Origin of the sequence: Frigoribacterium sp. Leaf8, from assembly GCF_001421165.1 — a bacterium.
Taxonomy (GTDB): Bacteria; Actinomycetota; Actinomycetes; order Actinomycetales; family Microbacteriaceae; genus Frigoribacterium.
Genome location: NZ_LMKB01000005.1, coordinates 1,069,791 through 1,084,987, shown reverse-complemented (window position 1 = coordinate 1,084,987; position 15,197 = coordinate 1,069,791). Strand labels below are relative to the sequence as shown.

15 protein-coding genes are annotated in these 15,197 nt (G+C 73.5%); 8 read left to right on the top strand and 7 right to left on the bottom strand.

Annotation, left to right across the window (positions count from 1 at the left end; translation table 11 throughout):
- Positions 1–34: 34 nt before the first annotated feature.
- Genes ASL10_RS09750 through ASL10_RS09740 form a run of 3 tightly spaced genes read left to right on the top strand, consistent with a single transcriptional unit; the run spans position 35 to position 2,194 of the window.
- Positions 35–769, top strand: coding sequence for a DedA family protein (locus ASL10_RS09750; protein ID WP_235452643.1), 735 nt, complete (start codon positions 35–37; stop codon positions 767–769).
- A gap of 20 nt (positions 770–789) precedes the next feature.
- Positions 790–1,485: a nucleoside/nucleotide kinase family protein gene (locus ASL10_RS09745; protein WP_200922585.1), complete on the top strand. Its 696-nt coding sequence runs from the start codon at positions 790–792 to the stop codon at positions 1,483–1,485.
- A 40-nt stretch (positions 1,486–1,525) separates the two neighbouring features.
- Positions 1,526–2,194: a histidine phosphatase family protein gene (locus ASL10_RS09740; RefSeq protein ID WP_056047815.1), complete on the top strand. Its 669-nt coding sequence runs from the start codon at positions 1,526–1,528 to the stop codon at positions 2,192–2,194.
- 102 nt (positions 2,195–2,296) lie between these two features.
- Here ASL10_RS09740 and ASL10_RS09735 read toward each other — a convergent pair whose 3' ends face one another.
- Together ASL10_RS09735 and ASL10_RS16570 are read right to left on the bottom strand one after the other, a co-directional pair.
- Entirely contained in the window at positions 2,297–3,574 is a 1,278-nt protein-coding gene (locus ASL10_RS09735; protein ID WP_056046688.1) for an FAD-binding protein, read from the bottom strand.
- 98 nt (positions 3,575–3,672) lie between these two features.
- Complete coding sequence (locus ASL10_RS16570) at positions 3,673–4,848, bottom strand: ABC transporter permease (RefSeq protein WP_056046686.1); 1,176 nt, start codon at positions 4,846–4,848, stop codon at positions 3,673–3,675.
- 107 nt (positions 4,849–4,955) lie between these two features.
- On the opposite strand from ASL10_RS16570, the gene ASL10_RS09725 reads away from it, so the two are divergent.
- The 3 genes from ASL10_RS09725 to ASL10_RS09715 all read left to right on the top strand — a co-directional run bounded on the left by ASL10_RS09725 (position 4,956) and on the right by ASL10_RS09715 (position 7,661).
- A complete protein-coding gene (locus ASL10_RS09725; RefSeq protein ID WP_056046684.1) occupies positions 4,956–5,396 on the top strand; it encodes a MarR family winged helix-turn-helix transcriptional regulator in 441 nt (146 codons plus the stop codon).
- Between the two features lie 347 nt (positions 5,397–5,743).
- Positions 5,744–7,108 carry a peptidoglycan DD-metalloendopeptidase family protein gene (locus ASL10_RS09720; RefSeq protein ID WP_148053639.1) on the top strand — a complete coding sequence of 455 codons (1,365 nt, stop codon included), beginning with the start codon at positions 5,744–5,746 and terminating at the stop codon, positions 7,106–7,108.
- Positions 7,109–7,136: 28 nt separating this feature from the next.
- Positions 7,137–7,661: a GNAT family N-acetyltransferase gene (locus tag ASL10_RS09715; protein ID WP_235452638.1), complete on the top strand. Its 525-nt coding sequence runs from the start codon at positions 7,137–7,139 to the stop codon at positions 7,659–7,661.
- 167 nt (positions 7,662–7,828) lie between these two features.
- Here the strand turns inward: ASL10_RS09715 and ASL10_RS09710 are convergent, their stop codons facing one another.
- Positions 7,829–8,566 carry a trypsin-like serine protease gene (locus ASL10_RS09710; RefSeq protein ID WP_056046680.1) on the bottom strand — a complete coding sequence of 246 codons (738 nt, stop codon included), beginning with the start codon at positions 8,564–8,566 and terminating at the stop codon, positions 7,829–7,831.
- A gap of 234 nt (positions 8,567–8,800) precedes the next feature.
- Here ASL10_RS09710 and ASL10_RS09705 point away from each other — a divergent pair, with 234 nt between their 5' ends.
- Complete coding sequence (locus ASL10_RS09705; protein ID WP_056046678.1) at positions 8,801–9,160, top strand: hypothetical protein; 360 nt, start codon at positions 8,801–8,803, stop codon at positions 9,158–9,160.
- Between the two features lie 36 nt (positions 9,161–9,196).
- Here the strand turns inward: ASL10_RS09705 and ASL10_RS09700 are convergent, their stop codons facing one another.
- The 4 genes from ASL10_RS09700 to ASL10_RS09685 all read right to left on the bottom strand — a co-directional run bounded on the left by ASL10_RS09700 (position 9,197) and on the right by ASL10_RS09685 (position 13,036).
- Positions 9,197–10,183 carry a hypothetical protein gene (locus ASL10_RS09700; protein ID WP_157485361.1) on the bottom strand — a complete coding sequence of 329 codons (987 nt, stop codon included), beginning with the start codon at positions 10,181–10,183 and terminating at the stop codon, positions 9,197–9,199.
- Between the two features lie 67 nt (positions 10,184–10,250).
- Positions 10,251–11,132 (bottom strand): DNA/RNA non-specific endonuclease, encoded by an 882-nt coding sequence (locus ASL10_RS09695; RefSeq protein WP_056046674.1) that lies wholly within the window; start codon positions 11,130–11,132, stop codon positions 10,251–10,253.
- A gap of 140 nt (positions 11,133–11,272) precedes the next feature.
- Positions 11,273–11,947 carry a PadR family transcriptional regulator gene (locus tag ASL10_RS09690; protein WP_082460323.1) on the bottom strand — a complete coding sequence of 225 codons (675 nt, stop codon included), beginning with the start codon at positions 11,945–11,947 and terminating at the stop codon, positions 11,273–11,275.
- 165 nt (positions 11,948–12,112) lie between these two features.
- Positions 12,113–13,036 (bottom strand): CoA ester lyase, encoded by a 924-nt coding sequence (locus tag ASL10_RS09685; RefSeq protein ID WP_082460322.1) that lies wholly within the window; start codon positions 13,034–13,036, stop codon positions 12,113–12,115.
- Positions 13,037–13,203: 167 nt separating this feature from the next.
- Between ASL10_RS09685 and ASL10_RS09680 the strand changes: the two genes are divergently transcribed.
- The gene (locus tag ASL10_RS09680) at positions 13,204–14,760 is read left to right on the top strand and encodes a CvpA family protein (protein ID WP_056046672.1); all 1,557 of its coding nucleotides are present in this window, start codon (positions 13,204–13,206) and stop codon (positions 14,758–14,760) included.
- The last annotated feature ends 437 nt before the right edge of the window (positions 14,761–15,197 follow it).

Here is a 15,197-nt window from a genome sequence, read left to right as displayed (position 1 = left end):
GCGACCCGGGGTGGACCCGTTACAGTCGTCCCTCGTGATCGCCGACACCCTGCTCGCCGCCCTGCCCGCGTCCACCGGCGGGGGGTTCGTCCTCTTCAACCCGGACGAGCTGCTGCCCGCGCTGGGGCCCTGGGCCCTCGCCGGCATCTCGCTGATGGTCTTCATCGAGTCGGGCGTGCTGTTCCCGTTCCTGCCCGGCGACTCGCTGCTCTTCACCGCCGGCGTGCTGCACGAGGCGCTGGGGCTGCAGGTCTGGGTGATCGCCCTCTGCGCCTTCGTCGCCGCGGTCCTCGGCGACCAGGTGGGTTACTTCCTCGGCAACCGCTTCGGCCGACGCCTGTTCAAGGACGACGCACGCATCCTGAAGACGGCCTACCTCGAGCGTGCGGAGGCCTTCTTCGCGAAGTACGGCGGCACGAGCCTGATCCTCGGTCGGTTCGTCCCGATCGTCCGCACCTACGTCCCGCTGGCCGCGGGGACCGCGGGCTACCGGTACCGCAGGTTCCTGCTCTTCAACGTGACCGGCGCCTTCCTCTGGGCCGTGGGCATGACGGTGCTCGGCTCGCTGCTCGGCGGCATCCCGTTCATCCGCGACCACATCGACGTGCTGGCGGTCGTGCTCGTCGTGCTGTCGGTCGTGCCCATCGCCCTGCACGCCCTGCTCGCCTGGCGCCGGTCGCGGCGTGAGGCGGCCCTCACCGAGCTGCGGACCGCGGACGTCGGCGACGAGGCGGGCACCGGTCCGGGCTCGGCCGGCCGCCCCGAGTGACCGGTACGCCGCTCGGTTCGGTGGAGGACCTCGTCGCCCGAGCCCTGGCGGTCCACGCCCGGACGCAGGAGGCGCGGCGCGGCTCCTCCGCGGGCCTCGCGTCCCCCGGCGGTCCCGTCCCGACGTCCGTCCGCACCCTGATCGGCGTCGCCGGCGAGCCCGGGGGCGGCAAGAGCACGGTCGCCGCGGCCGTCGTCGAGGGGCTCACGCGGGTCGGGGTGAGGGCCGTGGTCGTGCCGATGGACGGGTTCCACCTCGCGGGCGCCACCCTGGCCCGGCTCGGCCGCCTCGACCGCAAGGGCGCGATCGACACCTTCGACGCCGACGGCTACCTCGCCCTGCTCGAGCGGCTGCGGTCCCGGTCGGGGACGGTGTGGGCACCCGAGTACGTCCGGGGCGTCGAGGAGTCGATCGGCGGCGCGGTCGAGGTCGATCCGTCCGTCGAGGTCGTGGTCAGCGAGGGGAACTACCTGCTGGCCGAGCTCACGCCCTGGCCCGCGGTGCGCGCGACGTTCGACGAGGTGTGGTTCGTCGACACCCCGGCCGAGCGGCGACGGCGCTGGCTCGTCGCCCGTCACGTCCGCTTCGGCATGACGCCCGGAGCCGCCGAGGCCTGGGCCGCGGGTCCCGACGAGGCGAACGCCCGGCTCGTGCGGGCCACCCGCGCCCGGGCCGACGTCGTCGTGGACGCCGGTCGCCTCTGGCCCGACGCCTGACGACCGCCGGTGTCGGGGGTCCACCGTAGGGTTGACGATCATGCGCCTGTTGTTGATCCGCCACGGTCAGACCCCCGACAACGTCGAGGGCGTCCTCGGCACCGTCGCGCCCGGCGTCGGGCTCACCGACCTCGGTCGACGGCAGGCCGAGGCTCTGCCCGCCGCCCTCGCCGACGAGACGATCGGTGCCCTCCTCGTCAGCACGCTCGTGCGGACGCAGCTCACCGCGGCTCCTCTGGCCGCCGCCCGGGGCCTCGCGCCGACGGTGCTCGACGGGTTGCGCGAGGTGAAGGCGGGCGACCTCGAGGGCCGACACGACATCGAGGCGGTCACGGCCTACGTCGGCTGCGTCTTCTCCTGGGCGTCGGGCGACCTCGACGTCCGGGTGCCCGGTTCCGAGGACGGGCACGAGTTCTACGCGCGGTACGACGCCGCGTTGGCCGACCTGATCGCCGGGGCCGAGGGCGACGGGCACGAGACGGTCGCGGCCGTCAGTCACGGTGCGGCCATCCGGGCCTGGGTCGGCTCGCGGGCGGTCAACGCCGACGACGAGTTCATCCGTCAGCACCTGCTCGAGAACACGGGGGTCGTCACCCTCGAGGGCAGCATCGAGGCCGGCTGGCGCCTGCAGACCTGGCAGGGCCTGCCCGTCGGCGGGGCCGAGCTGCTCGACCTCGAGGCGGCGGACCCCACCGGCGAGTCCTACTGAAGCCCGACCCGGGGCCCGACCCGTCGACCACCTGTCGCGCCTAGGCGCGCACGCGCTCCACGCCGTCGCGCCTAGGCGCGCACGCGCTCCACGCCGTCGCGGCTAGGCGAGCAGGCGCTCCACGGCCGGGCCGCCGAACTTGCCCTCGGGGTCGATGTCGCGCACGAGGTCGGCGAAATCCGTCAGCCTCGGGTAGGCCGCGACGATCGCCGCGTGCGGCAGGGCCGACAGCTTGCCCCAGTGGGGGCGCGGGGTGAACGGGGCCAGCGCCTCCTCGACCCGGGGGATCAAGGCCGCGACCTCGGCGGGGTGCTTCTTCCAGGTGAAGGCGATGCCCAGGCTGTCCTGTGGTGTCGGGCTCAACCAGAGCGGGTCGCCCGCGACGGTGCGGGTCTCGCAGGTGTGCAGGTGCGGGCGTAGCTCGTCGCCGAGGCGTCGTACGGCGCGGAGGGCGGCCGCACCGTCCTCGAGGGCGACGAAGTGTTCGCTCTGCAGTTCGGAACCCACGGACGGGGTGGCGTCGATGCGGAAATGCGGCAACCGGTCGGCCCACGACCCCACGCTGCCGTCCATGGGCGTCGACTTCGTACCGGTGACCTCGGCGTGCTCGTCGACGGGGGCGGGGCGGGCGCCCCACAGGTCACGGGGCATCGACACGTCGGCGAGGCCGTCGGGCACGCGCGACTTGACCAGCACCTCGCGGATGCGGTGGTCGAACTCGTGGAAGAAGCTGACGCTGTACCCGGCTCCCATGACGTCCATCAGGTGGTCGTCGACGCTCGACCAGGGCAGGTCGACGTAGGTGTCCTGTCGCATGCGGAACCCGGGTTGGACGTCGAGGGTCACCCGGACCACCACGCCGAGGGCGCCCAGGGCCACGACGCTGCCGTCGAAGCCCGGCTGTCCACGACGCACGGTCCGGAGCGACCCGTCGGGCCCGACGATCTCGAGGGCCGACACCGCGCTCGACAGGCTCCCGAGGCCGAGTCCCGAGCCGTGGGTGCCGGTCGCGATCGCTCCACCCACCGAGATGTGCGGCAGCGAGCCCATGTTCAGCAGGGCGAGTCCGTGTCGGTCGAGGTGCTGCGCGACGACGGCGTAGTTCGTGCCGGCCCCGACGGTCACGCCGTGGCCGTCGTCCGAGATCACCGGGTCGGCGGGCAACGCCGTGGTCGAGACCAACAGCCCCGGTCCGTCGGCCACGTCGCTGAAGGAGTGGCGCGTGCCCAGGGCCCGGATGCGCGGGGCCCCGGCGACCAGCTCGCTCAGCTCGTCGATCGTGGTCGGCTGCACGACCCGGGTCGCCCCGTAGCTGAAGCTGTCGGCCCAGTTCCGCTCGTCGCGTCGGGGTGGCCGGAGGGTCTCGTGCGTCGTCGTCACCGGTCGAGTCTCGCACGCGTCCCCGGCGGGCCCGGCGCCCGGTGTCGCACGCGTCACCGCCGCGCCCGGCGTCACCGGCGTCCCCGACGCCCTGCGGCTCAGGCGGCGATGCCCTCCTCGTCCTCGCGGACGGCCACGCGCTCGTTCGCGAGCCGGGTGCGGCGCACGCTCCAGAGGTGGGTGAGTCCGGCGAGGGCGAGCCCCGCGGCCAGCCAGAGTGCGAGCGTCAGACCGGCCCGGCCCCATCCCTGGCCGGGGAAGTACACGATCGACTGCGTGGCGTGCAGCCAGGCCGAGCCGTTCCAGAAGGCACCCAACGCGCCGAAGAAGGGCGGCACGAGCTGCGACGAGAAGACTCCGCCCGAGCTGGTGAAGTTCAGCATGACGAAGAGCATGGTCAGGGCCGGCGTGGTCCAGTGGCGGAGCAGGGGGTGCAGGCCGATGCCGATCACGACGACGGCGGTCACGTACAACCAGCTGACGAGGGCGATGCCCCAGAGGCCGGTCGTGACGATGCCGTAGACGGGGCCGACCACGACGGTGCCGATCGCCGCGATCACGGCCGCCGTGACGACCCCGGCGAGGAGGCGCGAGCCGAGTCCCAGCCGGGCGCTCGCCGCCGAGATGGCTGCGGCACTCGCGTATGCGCCGACGCTCAGGGCGACGAGCAGGAAGAACAGGCCCTGTCCGGTCGGGTCGCCCTCGCCGCTCGGGACGACGTCGTCGACCTTCAGGGGCAGCCCGAGTCGGTAGGCGACCGGACCGAACACCTTCTGCAGGACGCTCGCGGTCGTGTCCGACGCAGCGGACGAGACGTACAGCGTCGCGTCGGTGGCGCCCACCTCGAACGCACCCGAGATCTCGCGGTCGGTGATGAGCCTGCGCGCCGAGTCGGCGTCGGCGACGGTGCGCACGTCGAGGGCGTCCGGGTCGGCGTCGTTGAGCTGTTGGGCGAAGACCTCGCTCTGGGCCGAGCTGCCCACGACGGCGACGGGCACGTGGTGGGGGGTCGGGTGGCCGAAGGCGCCGAGGTAGGCGAGGGCCATGCCGGTGGCCAGGAAGAGCGGGATGAGCACGTGCAGGCCGAGGGACCGCCAGGCCGCGGCGTCGGGACGCGGGTGGCGCGCGATCGCGGGCCCGGCGTGCTGGTGACCCCGGTGGAGGCGCGGGTCGGGTCGGTCGTCCCGGTCCCGGAGCGCGTCGGCGCGGAACGAGTCGTGGTCGGGGCGCGCGCCGTCGTCCGGGCGGTGCAGGGTCAGGTCGGTGGTCGTCACGGGGCTCCTCGTGGTCGGGGGCGCCGTTGCCCGTCGGTCTACAGTTGCATTATGCAACACAAACGACCCCCTCGGTGTTCCCGACCACCCGCCGTTAGGCTGACCCCGTGACGGACCAGCGGGGGCAGCGAGGAATCGACACGGTCTACTCGGAGCTCGAGACCGTGTCCCGACGGGCCGTCGCCCGTGCCCGGCACAAGAGTGCCCCGCTGTCGTTCGTCGAGCACTCGCTCGTCACCTTCATCGCCACCCACCCCGGCTGCCGCGCCACCGACATCGCCGCCGACTTCGGGCTGAACCGCTCGACCGTCTCGCGCCAGCTCGGCGGACTCGTCGAGCTGGGCCTGGTCGAGCCCGGCGCAGGGGCCGCGGTCGAGGGTCGCCGCGGCCAGGCGCTCACGCTGACCGCCCGTGGTCGTGACCTGCTCGCCCGATCGGTCGACGCCAACCGGTCCGCACTGGCCGACCGGCTCGAGGGGTGGACGCCCGCCGAGGTCGACGCGCTCGCTGCGGCGCTCCACCGTCTGAACTCGGCCTTCGTCGACTGACCCGCCTGGCGGCTCGGCGCCGGTGCCGGGTGCCCGATGGTCGGCCCGGCCCCGGCCCGGCCCGGCCCGGCCCGGAACGGCGATGCCCGTCGTGGTGGGCGACGGGTGTCGCCGACTCGCGCCTCTTCGTCGATCGGGGTACAGATCGTGTGACGGATGTGACTGGAGTCATGTCGTGAATCCCCCTGTGAACCCCTGACTGGGGACATGCCGATGACGAGAAACCCTGAGGTGCGGGTTTACCCTTCCCGGTTCCGCCCGTAGGCTGAGCGGGTTCCCCACCCCCGACGACCGTCGATCCGGCGCGTCCAGCGGGCTCAGGACCGACCACAGATAGGTGCTCCTCCGTGACTTCGCCCGTGTCCCTGCCCCGCCGTCAGGGCGTCGCCGCCGCCGTGGCGACGGTGCTGCTCAGCCTCACGCTCGTCGCGTCGGGCGCGGTGCTCGGGGGCTCGCCCGCACAGGCCGCCTCGTACCCGACGTGGGACGACGTCCAGGCGGCCCGGTCGAGCGAGTCGGCGAAGGCTTCCGAGGTCAGCCGCATCCAGGGGCTGCTCGACCAGCTCGCGAGCGACGCCACCACCGCCCAGGCCGAGGCCGAACGCCTCGGTGCCGAGTTCGAGCAGGCCCAGGCCGACGCCGACGCCGGTGCCGCCAAGCTCGCCGAACTGCAGTCGCAGGCCGACGAGAAGGCTGCGGTGGCCGACGCCAGCGAACAGCGCGCCGGTCAGGTCTCGGCGCAGCTCGCCCGCACCGGTGGCGGTGACGTGTCGTCGCAGCTCGTGGGCGACACCGAGCAGGCCGACGACCTGCTGTACCGCCTCGGCGCGATGAGCAAGCTCACCGAGCAGACCGACGGCATCCGTCAGCAGGCCGTGAACGACCGCAACGTGGCCCAGTCGCTGTCCGACCAGGCCAAGGTCGCCTCGGACGCGCTCGTGAAGTTGCAGGGAGCCGCCCAGGTCTCGATGGACGAGGCCCAGGCCGCGTCCGACGCCGCCGCGGCCGCCGTCGCCGCCCAGCAGGAGAACGAGTCGCGCCTCCAGGGCCAGCTCGCCGTGCTGCAAGACCAGAGCCTGCAGACCGAGGCCGACTACGCCACCGGCGTCGAGGTCGCGCGTCAGGCCGAAGAGGCCCGCAAGGCCGCCGCCGCCGCCGAGGCCGCCCGCCAGGCCGAGGCGCTCCGTCAGCAGCGCGCCGCGGCTGCCGCGGCCGCCGCTGCCCGACCCTCGACGCCCTCCGCACCCGCGCCCGCCCCGTCCGCCGGCGGCGGTTCGTCCGGCGGTGGCGGTGCCTCGAGCGGCTCGGGCTGGGTGCGCCCCAGCGCCGGGTACATGTCGAGCGGCTACGGCATGCGCGTGAACCCCGTGACCGGCGTGTACCGCATGCACGACGGCATCGACCTGGCCCCCGGCTGCAACAGCCCGATCTACGCGGCGACCTCCGGGACGGTCACCTTCGCGGGCCTGACCGGCGGCTACGGCAACTACATCCAGGTCAGCCACGGCGGCGGCGTCTCGACCGCGTACGGCCACATCGTCAACGGGGGCATCAAGGTGTCCCGCGGGCAGAGCGTCGTCGCGGGCCAGTTGATCGCGCTCGTCGGTTCGACCGGCAACTCCACCGGCTGCCACCTCCACTTCGAGACCCGCGTCGGCGGCGCCTCGACCAACCCCGTGCCGTTCATGGCCGCGCGGGGCGTGCGACTCTAGGCACCCCACGAGGGGGCAGAATCGTCTGGTGACGAACACCGCTCCCTCCGCCCTGCCCCCGCTGCACCTCGAACGCGTCGCCTTCGACGATCCCCGTGCCGTCGCCCTGCGCGACGCCATGGACGCCGAGATGACCGTCCGCTACCACCGCGACGTCGTCGAACCCGTCGACGTCGTCGAGGCCCGGAACGCCGCCCTCACGGTGCACCCGTCGAACGTGCTGGCCACCGTGCTGGTGGTCGTCGACGACGGTGCCGACGGCGGCACGCCCGTCGGCCACGCCCTCGTGCAGAGCCGGGACGGCGAATGGGAGGTCAAGCGGGTGATCGTCGCGGACGGTCAGCGTGGCCGCGGCATCGGCCGGCTGCTGATGGCCGAGCTCGAGGCGGTCGCCCGAGAGGGCGGTGCCCGCCGACTCATCCTGCAGACCGGGGACCGTCAGCCCGACGCCGTCGCCCTCTACGAGAAGATCGGCTTCACCCGCATCCCGACCTACGAGCCCTACGTCACGACCATCCCGCAGTCGATCTGCTTCGAGAAGCCGATCGCCTGACGTCCGGCGGCCGACGCCCCCCGAGGAGGCGCGGGTCGACACGACGACGGAGGCGCGCCCCGGTCGCGTGACCGGGGCGCGCCTCCTGCGTTCCGTGGGTGGGCGTGTCCGTACGGGCCTTGCGTCCGAGGCCGCCCGTCGCCGGCGGACCCGCCCGAGGTCGCGGACTAGAGGCCGGCGGTCGAGCGGATCCAGGTCGCGCTCTGCGACAGCACGGCGTAGTTCGAGCCGGCACGGGTGTTCGCGCCCGGGTCGGCCTCGTCGCCGGTGGAGCAGACGGCCACGATCTGGCCGCCCACGATCAGGGGGCCACCCGAGTCGCCGTGGTTCGCCGCGCCGGTGGTGCCGGTCAGGTGCTGCGCGGCCCCGCCGTAGGCGTCGGTGCTGCGGCCGGTCAGGCCCACCGTCGCCTGGTACAGGCCGTCGGACTGCACCGAGTTGGCGCGTAGGCCGTAGCCCATGATCGTGCCGCTGCCCGACGACGTCGCCTGGAACCCGAGGTTCAGCGTCGGGTAGCTGCCGAGCGCCTTCGGCTGGCCGAGGTGCACGAGCGCGATGTCGCCCGCGGGGGCGGCGGCGACGCGGTCGACGGCGATCGCGGTGCCCGGGTTCGTCGTGCTGTTCGAGTGGTACACCTGCATCGAGGTGACGCCGTCGATGCAGTGGCGGGCGGTCAGCACCCAGCTGGCGTTGATCTGCTCGCCGGTGCAGGCGTAGCTCGCGGTGCCGCCGGTCCGGAAGACCAGCTGCACGGCCCACGGCGTCGTGGGAGCCTTCTCGCCGCCGACGACGTCCGTCGACCGGATGGTGTCGACGGGCCCGGCGGCGACGGCCGAGGTCGAGACCCCGAGCGATCCGACGACGAGGGCTGCGGCGGTGAGGGCGGCGGCGACGGAGGTCTTCATGTGGTTCCCCTTGGTTCGTGTTGTGCGTGTCGGGTGGTGCGTGTCGGGTGGTGCCTGCCGGCGGTCCGGTGATCGACCGACCGGGTGGATCGGACACGTGCCGCCTGGGTCGAGCTTCCGCCTGGCCCTCGTTCGGGGGCAAGTCGGCACTCTGGCCGACTTGACGGCGGGTGTTGCGCGTGGCAACAGTGCCCGTGCTCGCGAGGGGTGGGGGCGGACGGGTAGCGTGTGCGGGTGATCACGCGACGAGACGCCGCCCTGCGACTGGACATCCCGCTCGAGATGGCCAAGCGCCACGGCCTACCGCCGAAGATGACGGTCGACGAACTCGTCGCGATCGAGCGGACGCCGCCGGCCTGGCTGGTGCAGTCCCGGGCGAACCGCACGGGCAAGCCGGTGTGGGTCGAACTGGAGTGCGTCGTCTGCGGCTACCACGAGGCGGCTCGCCCCAAGAAGTGGTGGCCCGAGTACACCTACCTCAGCTGCGACGACCACGGTGCGGACGAGTTGCCCGAGCCCGAGCCGGGCGTCGTGCGCGCCGAGGTCGACGGCGTCGGCACCCGCTTCGTCGCCATCGTCGACGTCGCCCCCTGACCCGACTGCCTGCCCGGGAGGCGCGCGCCACGTCGGTCAGATCGTGTACTGCACCGAGACGGGCGGCTCGAGCCCGGCGAGCAGGTGCACGTACGCCTGGCGGGCGTCCTCGACGAGCAGTTGCCGCTGGATGTGTTGGTCGTGCCAGTCGACCAGGTCGTCGGGCGTGACGTCGTCGACGTCGTCGGCCACGAGGTAGGTGAACGCGTAGGCGCTGCCGCCGTCGTCGAGGGTGCGACGGTAACCGAGGGTCTGGCGGCTCAGGGCGTCGACGAAGACCTCCCAGCCGGGGTCGCTCGCGTCCGGCAGGGTGACGTCGACCACGGGGTGGGCGGCGCCGACGGCGGGGGAGGCGAGTCTCGTCCCGAGGGTGGCCGTCCGCATCGTCGTGGCGGCGGGCCCGGCCGCCGCGAGGTCGACCGGGTCGGAGTCGTCGGGCACCGGACGGCCCCTGACCGGGCCCGGGTCAGGCGAACCCGCGGCCGCAGGGGCTGCCGCCCGGGCCGCAGCGGAGGCGCCGGCCAGCGACGCCTCGGGAGAGCTCGTGTCGACGCCTCGGACCACGTCGTGGTCGACCCGGGCGACGGCACGCGCGAGGGCGCCGTCGAACAGCTGCAACCGTCGCGCCGTCGCCCGCAACCAGGCCTCGAGGGCGTCTCGTTCGTCGGACGAGAAGGGCTCGGGCTCGAAGGAGTGCACGGCGAAGGACGCCGCCTCGACCGACCACTCCCACGCGAGCACGACGCGGAGGAGTGCCGACCGTCGGGGCATCAGGGCGAGCGTCCCCTGGCGCAGCCCGGGTGAGAAGTGCAGTTCGGGTTCGTCGAGCAGGTGCCGGACGCCGCGGGCCGCACCGGTCGAGGTGGTCGGCACCAGGAAGTCCACCCGGACCTCTCGCCAGGGTGTGGCCCGGACCGGCGGCGCGTCCTCGTCACGCAGCACCGTCAGGCTGCGCGGCATCTCGGGCGGCAGGGGTGACGGGGCGTCTGTGGGGTCGACGGGATCTCGGTCGTTCGGTGCCATGGCCCGAGAATGCTGGCACGGCCCGATGCGAGCCGCCTGGACGAGCCGGGGCCGCGTCGCCTGGCGGTCAGAACGACAGCTGGTCGACCGACGTGAGCGGCACCCACCCCGCGCGGATGCCGTCCGGCGGCTCGATCGTGGGCACGGGCCGGAGCGTGTCGGCCTCGGCGAGTTGGGCGAGGTCGAAACCGGTCATCTCGGCGATGTCGCGGACGGGCACCTGGTAGGTGCGGTACGGCCCGAGGGGCGGCGGGTCGCCCTGCTCGTGCGCGCGGGCGAAGGCCGCCTCGAGGTCGACGCCGTCGAGTTCGGGGGACTGGTCGAGCAGGTACGCCGCGCTGCGCAACGAACCGCCGTCGGAGGTCGTCCAGGCCGCGACCTTGAAGAACCGACGGGGCAGGCGGATGCCGCGGTAGGGCGCGTCGTCGTCGAGCAGCACGGGCGCCGTGAAGACCGTCAGCCGCTGCCGATGCGTGGAGGCGTACTGCAGCACCTGGTCCTCGAGGCCGAGCCACAGTTCTTTCGACTGGTTGAACTCGGCGGCCTGGGGTGCGGCGTTGGTGAAGCTGAAGGTGTCGACGTTCGCCGCGGCCGCGACGGCACGCTCGCCCCAGACCGGGTCGCGCCGACGCACGAGGTGCCCCCGGTCGAGGTCGTTGGAGGCGTACACCTCGGGACCCGTCTGCTCGTCGTCGGGCACGCGCTCGTCGAGGTGCCAGTCGTCGCCCCGGCCGAGGTCGACCAGCGACGACCCGTCGATGTTGACGGCCGTCAGGGCGGCCAACCGCCGGACGGGGTCGAGCAGCACCGTGAAGTGGACGTAGGGCAGCTCGCGGACGGTGGCGTGGACGGCCGGCAGGGGCACGTCGACCGTGAGGAATGACGGGTCGTACCCGGCGCGCCCGAGGTCGGCGGTGCTCGCGGTGGTGCGGTCGTCTGCGGTGCTCATGCGCGCCTCCGGCGGGGTCGTCGTGCTCGTGGGCCCATCATGCCCACGACCCCGGACATCGGTCCGGCCGCCACCGGAGGACGGCCCACCGGAGGAGGGCCGGCCGGGGCTCGGTCGGCCGAGCCTCGGCCCGCCGGGGCTCAGTCGGCCAGGATCGTGTAGAGCGCGCGGCGTGCCTCGTCGAGCTTGGCGGTGGCGGCGGCCCGCTGGGCGTCGCTGCCGTCGTGGTGGAACTGCTTGACGACGCCCATGAGCTTCATGAGGCTGGTCTGGAACTCGCGGTCGGTGTCGCTCGCGTCGTCCGCCGTGGCGGCCCAGGCCCTCTCGATCTCGTCGGCGTGTTCGGCCACGTAGGCCCGGCCTGCGTCGGTCAGCGTGAAGACGCTCTTGGTCGCGGCCTCGTCGGACGAGATGAGCTCTTCGTCGACGAGTTGCTGCAGCGTGGGGTAGACCGAGCCGGGGCTGGGCTTCCACGTGCCGTCGGTGCGCTCGGCGATCGCCTTGATCAGGCCGTAGCCGTTCGACGGGGCGTCGGACAGCAGCGAGAGGATCGCGAGGCGCACGTCGCCGCGTCGTGCCCGGCCGCGTCCTCCGCGGCCCGGTCCGAAACCGCCGGGACCGAAGCCCGGGCCGCCGGGGCCGAAACCGGGGCCGAAGCCGCCGAAGCCCGGACCGGGGCGGAACCCGCGGCCGAACGGACGGCCGAAGCGGCCGTGACCCTCGCCGCGGCCGATCGGGTCGTGCCGGGCGTCGGGGGAGTCGTGGTGCCGGCGACGGGGGTCGCCGTGGTTCTCGGTGGTGAAGTCGGTACCCATGGGGTACTCCTCTCGGGTCGGGGGGAAGAGATCGAGGTCGCGACGTCCTGTCGCGATGTGTCAAAGATATGTCGGTGACTATCGTCTGTCAACGGTCCGGCGGACATCCGGGCAGAAAGAAAGGAGGCGCGTCCCGAGTGGGACGCGCCTCCTTCCGTCGAGCCGTCAGTTCGCGGCTTGCACCCCGAACGCCGAGGCGAGCTTCTCGATCTTCTGGGCCCGGCCCAGGCGGGGCAGGTCGCTGCCGTCTCGGATGACCCGGCCGCGTCCCTCGAAGTCGGCGAGGAAGTCCTGGGCCCAGGCGACGTCGGACGGCGTGGGGCTGATGACCTCGTTGATCACGGGCAGCTGCTCGACGTCGAGGCAGAGCTTGCCGGTGAGGCCGAGGGCGACCGCGACCCCGGACTGCTCGCGCAGGACGGGGTGGCTGCTGCCCACCGTCGGGCCGTCGATCGGGCCGGGCAGCCCGCCGATGCGGCTCGCCACGACGAGGCGGGAGCGGGGGTAGGCCATGGCCAGGTCGTCGGCGCTCGTGCCGGTGTCGCGGCGGTAGTCGCCGCTTCCGAACGCGAGGCGGAACGCCCCGCGGGCCTTGGCGATGGCGGGGCTCTCCTCGATGCCGAGGGCCGACTCGACGAGCGCGAGCACCGGCACCGCGCCTCCGAGCCGGTCGAAGGTCTCGGTGACGTGTTCGGGCGCCTCGGTCTTGGCGAGCATGACGCCGTGCAGTCCGGGCAGGCCCATCAGGGCGTCGACGTCGTCGGACCAGAAGTCCGTCGAGCGGTCGTTGATGCGCACCCAGGCCTCGCCGCCGCCCGTGAGCCAGGCGACGACGTCGTCGCGTGCGGCTGGCTTGCGGGCGGGGTCGACCGCGTCCTCGATGTCGAGGACGATCTGGTCGGCGCGGGACGCCTGGGCCGAGTCGAAACGGTCGGGGGCGGTGCCCGGCACGAGCAGCCACGAACGGGCGATGTCGGCCTTCGGTCGCGTGCGGGCGGCCGCCGCGGCCCGGCGGCCCGTCGCCGCGGAGTCGGTCGCGCCGGAGGCCGTCGCGGTCGGGTCGGAGGGGGTCTGGCTGGTGTCGGTCATGACGTCGTCGTCCTTCGTCGCTCGGCGGTCCGGTCCACGCTACCGGCTCGTCCGCGCCCGTGAGTCCCGCGGGCGCGGGCGGGGGCTCCCGGCCCGGGGTGCCGTTCGGGCGTAACGTTCAGGCGGATCACAGATCCAGGGAACGACCCCACCGACAGGAGTGAGCCATGACCGACGCGAACGATCCGCGGCGCGACCGCCCCGACCACGAGGGACGCGATCCCCAGTACGGCGACACGAACGACGCCCCGCGGTCCGACGAGACCGGCGAGACGGTCGAGCCGACCGAGGTGCCGTACGGCTCCGAGGTCCCGACCCAGCAGCCCCCGGCCGTCGACTTCGGCGGCGACGCCCCGACGCAGCAGCAGCCCGCCGTCGACTTCGGGTCCGACGCCCCGACGCAGCAGCAGCCCGCCGTCGACTTCGGGTCCGACGCCCCGACGCAGCAGGCCCCCGTCGCCGACGCCGAGGACCGCCCGGTCGTCGCCGAGGCCCCCGCGAACCCCGAGGCGTCCGGCCTGGACGCGCACGGGGCTCCCGCGTCGTCCGACGAGGAGGCGCTGCCCGATTCGGTGCCCGCCGAGTACGTCCCCGGCGACACCGGGTCCGACCAGCACGCCGACGCCGACGCGTCGACCGACGCCGACGCGTCGACCGACGCCGACCGCCGCGACACCGAGGTCCTCTCGGAGTCCGACCGCGACGCGGCCTCGACCGGCCGTCCCACCGAGGCGGTCCCCATGGTGGCGCCGACCGAGCCCGCCCAGCGGGCCTGGTCCGCCTCCTCGGACGGCACGCGCCGTCCGCTGCACGACGACGAGGCCCTCCGTGCGGCCGAGGCCGCCCGCGCCGGCGAGCCCGCCACCGGTGACCGAGGGGACGACACGGCCACCGCGGCGTCCGCGACCGCGGCGACGGGCGCCTCCTCGTCCTCGCACGACGGGTGGGTCGACGACCGCTCGGACGCCGAACGCGACGCCACCGACCGCGCCGCGGCCGAGCGTCAGCCCTCGTTCGGTCAGGACGCCCCCACCGCCGTCGCGCCCACCGCGGCGGCAGCCGGAGGCGCGGCCGCAGGAGCCGCCGCGGGTCGCGACACCGGCTCCCACGCCTACCCCCTCGTCAAGGACTCGGGCATCGACCACGTGTCGGTGCGCCGTGAGCTGCTCGCCCAGCAGAAAGAGGAGTTCGGCGGCATCCGCTTCGGCGCCGGCCTGCTCGGCTGGTTCGCCGCGACGGGCTTCGGCCTCGTCATGATCACGATCTTCGGCGGCGTCCTCGCGGCCTGGGGCGGGGTCGCATCCGGTTCGACCGCCATGGCCGACCTGCGCAGCTTCACGACCGACAACGCCGACGTGCTCGCGCTGACCTCGGGCATCGTGGTGCTCGCGATCATCTTCTTCGGGTACCTCATCGGTGGTTACACGGCGTCGCGCATCGCCCGCTTCAGCGGCTTCAAGCAGGGGCTCGCGACCTGGCTCTGGGGTCTGGTCATCACGATCGTCCTGGCGATCGTCGTCGGCGTCGTCGGCACCCAGACCGGAGACTCGTCGTCGCCGAATCCGTTCGTGCCCTCGATGGACGACCTGCAGTCGTCGTCCCTCGCCGGTCTCATCGGCCTCGGCCTCGTCGTCGTCCTGAGCTTCGCCGGTGCCGTCCTCGGTGGCCTGCTGGGTCAGCGGTACCACCGCAAGGTCGACCGCTTCTTCTCCGAAGAGGACTGAGCGCCGCGAGGGGGCGTCCCGGCCGGGTCGCCCCCTCGCCCCATCCGACGCGGCCCGGGCGTCGAACACCGATCAACTCCACCGGGCAGCACAGACAAGGACCATTCATGCGCACCCCCTTCCGTTCCTCCCTCGGTCGAGGCGTCCTCGGCGTCGTCGCCACCGGAGCCCTCGTGTTCTCGCTCGCGGCCTGCGCCTCGACCTCGGACTCCGAGAGCAACAACACGGCCCCGACGCACCCCGTCAACCAGACCCGTGAACCCGGCCCCGGCGAGAGCATGCTGCCCGAGGCGTCCATCCCGGATCTGTCGAACGGCGTCGACACGCAGGTCGCCGTGGACGCGTCCTTCGTCGAGGCCCTCACGAGCCTGGGCCTGACCCCCGGCGTCGTGGGCACCGCGACCTTCACCGACGGCACCTTCGCCTTCCCCATCACC

Bases quoted from the DNA above. Each gene is read 5' to 3' on its own strand.
- ASL10_RS09740 (WP_056047815.1), top strand. From the start codon at position 1,526: ATGCGCCTGTTGTTGATCCGCCACGGTCAGACCCCCGACAACGTCGAG.
- ASL10_RS09710 (WP_056046680.1), bottom strand. From the start codon at position 8,566: ATGAAGACCTCCGTCGCCGCCGCCCTCACCGCCGCAGCCCTCGTCGTC.
- ASL10_RS09700 (WP_157485361.1), bottom strand. From the start codon at position 10,183: ATGGCACCGAACGACCGAGATCCCGTCGACCCCACAGACGCCCCGTCA.
- ASL10_RS09695 (WP_056046674.1), bottom strand. From the start codon at position 11,132: ATGAGCACCGCAGACGACCGCACCACCGCGAGCACCGCCGACCTCGGG.
- ASL10_RS09690 (WP_082460323.1), bottom strand. From the start codon at position 11,947: ATGGGTACCGACTTCACCACCGAGAACCACGGCGACCCCCGTCGCCGG.
- ASL10_RS09685 (WP_082460322.1), bottom strand. From the start codon at position 13,036: ATGACCGACACCAGCCAGACCCCCTCCGACCCGACCGCGACGGCCTCC.
- ASL10_RS09680 (WP_056046672.1), top strand. From the start codon at position 13,204: ATGACCGACGCGAACGATCCGCGGCGCGACCGCCCCGACCACGAGGGA.